Source organism: Nitrospiria bacterium, from assembly GCA_035498035.1.
GTDB lineage: Bacteria > Nitrospirota > Nitrospiria > JACQBZ01 > JACQBZ01 > JACQBZ01.
In genome coordinates this window covers 1-3,304 of the sequence record DATKAN010000036.1, presented here as the reverse complement: position 1 = coordinate 3,304, position 3,304 = coordinate 1, and the positions used below count along the sequence as shown (strand labels likewise).

Below are 3,304 nucleotides of genomic sequence, written 5' to 3'. Positions count from 1 at the left end.
GGGGCGTATCTCCGCTTCCGGAACGCGGCTCGATCCGAATGGTTTCGTTCTTTCACGATCCTCCGTGAATCCCAGTTTTCCGGCCGTGGCTTGGGGGAAAGACCGCTATCTCGTCGTCTGGGCCGATCAGCCTTCTACGGTCCTCCACACGCTGGCCGGAATACGGGTCGATTCCTCCGGGAAGGTGGACGAAGCGAACGGGTTTGTGGTGGAGAGCAGTCCGAACCTTCACATGTTTCCTTCCGCCCGATGTTCGGGGTCGCAGTGTCTTATCGTTTGGGAAAAGCATCAGTCCAAAGGAAAGCCGCGGGGTATTCAGGATGTCATCCGGGACGTGAAAGGGGCTTGGATCGATCTTTCGCAGAAAACGGTGACCCCCCGGGAGATTATGATCGCGCCCAATGCGGTCGGAAACCATTTCGCAAAGGTAGCTTCCATCGGGCAGGAGTTTCTTGTGGTCTGGAAGGATTATCGGAACGCCACGGCCGCCAGTCTCGGTCGCCTTTTGACCAATCCTCATTGAACCATGGCCCTTCCCCCGTTCCAATCAAAACTCCTTCTCACGGTCTTCGGCCTCGTGTGTTTGATCGTCTCCGGTCCGGCACAGGCCGCGCTCCAGGAGCCCCTTTTGATCAATCAGATTTTGATCGATCCTCAGAATCCCAATATTGTGTACGCCGCGGCCAGGCCCCAGGGGCTGCTAAAAAGCGAGGATCGGGGAGCCAGTTGGCGGCCCGCCCGTCGAGGTCTGATGAACACCAGCGTCTATTATTTGGCGGCCGATCCTAAAAACCCGAAGACGCTTTATCTGGGCACGTTCGGCGGGGGAGTCTACAAGAGCGAGAACGCCGGGGACGATTGGTTCGAGGTGAATGCCGGACTGGGCAACACGAACATCCACGCATTGGCGATCAATCCCCTTCAACCCGCCCAGCTCGTTGTTTCGACATCGACGGGGGATATTTATAAGAGCGATGACGCCGGCGGAAGCTGGCACCCCTTCAACGAAGGTCTGCCGTCGTTCCAGGGCGATGTGATCGCGACGTTTCTCATTTTTCCGAATTCCCCCGGCGGATTTTATCTCGCCCAGGGCGGACTTTTTCTGAGGCCCTTCTCGGCTCCGGCCTGGCGAGGGGTCGACGGCAACCTTCGGAGCGATATTCTCACGGCCCTTTCCTACGATTCTTCGGGCCGGATCTTCTATGCCGGGACAATGAATCGAGGTCTTTTTAAGGCCCTTTTGAATGCCGATGGAAACCCTGCCGATCCGACCGCCATTCGGTCCCCATTGAACTGGACGCCGACCGGGGAGCCGTTTCAAAAACAACAAATTCGCCTGATCGCCCCGGACCCGGGGAAGCCGACCACCCTGTATGCTTCCGTCGTCAACCGCGGGCTTTTTAAAAGTTCGGACGGGGGGGCCTCCTGGGAGGCGATCAATTCCGGATTACCGGAACCGGAGATTGAGAGCCTGGCCATTGACCCGGAGAACTCGATGGTTCTTTACGCCGGGACGCATAACAAGGGGGTTTTTATTTCGAAAGATGGCGGCAAAACCTGGAATCAACCCGCGAAAGTGGAGGTGGAACCTTTAAAAGAGGTGGTCGCCTCCCTATTGAAACCGCCGTCTCCGCTCCATCCCAAGCCCCTGCCTGTCGCGCCTCCGCCCTCTTTCTTCAAATGCAATAAATGTCACGGATGGGCGGATGCGGCCTTGAATCGAAAGGCGACCTACTGGCGGGTTTCGCCCAACCGCCGCGACTGGAGGCCGACCGTTCAGCGAATGAGTCCGGGAGCCGGATTGACTCCGGCCGAGCAGGAAGAGGTGATTCGATTTTTAACCGCATACGGGCAACAACGAAGCGAGACACTCAAACCATGAGAGGCGCCCATGCCATCCGGATCGCGTTCTGCTTCATCGCACTCCTTCCCTTGGAATCGGCGGGGGCGGCCGAGCCGAAGGAAGGCCCGTTTGTGATTCACCGGATCGCGATCGATCCGAAAAACCCTCAGGCCGTCTACGCGGCGACGAGCAATTACGGGATTCTTAAGAGCGGAGACGGGGGAACGACCTGGGCCTTGATCAATCAAGGCCTCGGCAGCTACACCCATCATGCGGTCACGATCGACCCTTCCGATTCCAAAATCCTTTATGTGGGGGCCTGGGGCGGCGGGGTCTCGAAGAGCGTGGACCGCGGGATGCATTGGACCGATCAAAACAGCAAACTGGGCAACACCGCGATCGAGGACCTCGTGCTGGATCCGGCCCATCCTGAAACGATTTATGCGGCGACGACCGCGGGCGTCTACCGGAGTCCGGACGGGGGGGCGGGCTGGGTCTTCTACGGCGAGGGACTTCCGATCGCCCGGATCGAGATTGTTGAGCGTCTAATCGATCTTCCCTCCGGTCCGATCGAGCTATTATTGGGAACGAGCCGGGGGCTATATAAAAGGGAAAGGAAGGCCGAAAAATGGGAGGCGGTCGGCGGGGCCGTTGAGAAGGAACATATTACCGCGTTCGCTTGGGATCCGAAGACGGGTTCGGTATTTATGGGAACGGTCAAGAACGGATTTTTGCGGAGTCGGGATGGCGGGGAGCACTGGACCGCGTTGGGGAGGGGTTTAAAAAACATCTGGATCAGCGACATCGTGATCGATCCCCGACATTCCGGGACGATCTACATCGCGACGCGCGGGAACGGCGTCATGAAAAGCCGGAACGGAGGCGCCACGTGGAAGAAGGCCGACGACGGCCTGCCCATCCAGGATATTCGAAGCCTGGCCATCGATCCCGATCATTCGGAAATTCTTTATGCCGGAACGACGCATCATGGAGTTGTGAAAACGGTCGATGGCGGAAAGCGTTGGGATGTGCTGACGGGTTTTCCCGTATTGAGCATCGCCGAGATCCTGGCCTCCCTTTCCCCGGCGCTTGAACCGCCGAAAAGTTCTTCCGGCCCGACCGTTCCGGTGGAGTTTTTTAAATGCAACCGTTGCCACGGCTGGACCGATCCGAGGCTCAATTCGAAGAAGACCTACTGGCGGGTCCCGGCGAATCAACGGGATTGGGGACTGACCGTGGCGCGCATGAGTCAGCGGGCCCATTTGACGCCCGAAGACTTCAAGAAGATCGTTGATTTTCTGACCCGATATACCATGGCCCATTGATTCAGTCCGGGTTTTCGGCTTGACACGCCCCACCGTTTGTAGTAGCGTGAATCGAATTTGTTGATTCACGAGGCCCAGTGAAGGCATGACCCCTGATAGCGGTTTAATTCCCCGCAAGTATTTACTCCCAATCCGA

The 3,304-nt window shown here is 57.8% G+C and carries 3 protein-coding genes; all 3 read left to right on the top strand.

The features are described 5' to 3' along the window. Positions 1 to 523: hypothetical protein (locus VMN77_07530; GenBank protein HTN43632.1), on the top strand; the 523-nt coding region annotated here is incomplete at its 5' end. 105 nt (positions 524 to 628) lie between these two features. Continuing rightward, positions 629 to 1,882, top strand: coding sequence for a hypothetical protein (locus tag VMN77_07525; GenBank protein HTN43631.1), 1,254 nt, complete (start codon positions 629 to 631; stop codon positions 1,880 to 1,882). Continuing rightward, on the top strand, positions 1,879 to 3,168 hold the full coding sequence (locus VMN77_07520; protein HTN43630.1) for a hypothetical protein: 1,290 nt from the start codon (positions 1,879 to 1,881) through the stop codon (positions 3,166 to 3,168). Before VMN77_07525 ends, VMN77_07520 begins: the two co-directional genes overlap by 4 nt. Positions 3,169 to 3,304 lie beyond the last annotated feature (136 nt).

What these genes read in the sequence shown, in the direction of transcription:
- VMN77_07520 (HTN43630.1), top strand. Translation starts at nt 1,879, where the DNA reads ATGAGAGGCGCCCATGCCATCCGGATCGCGTTCTGCTTCATCGCACTC.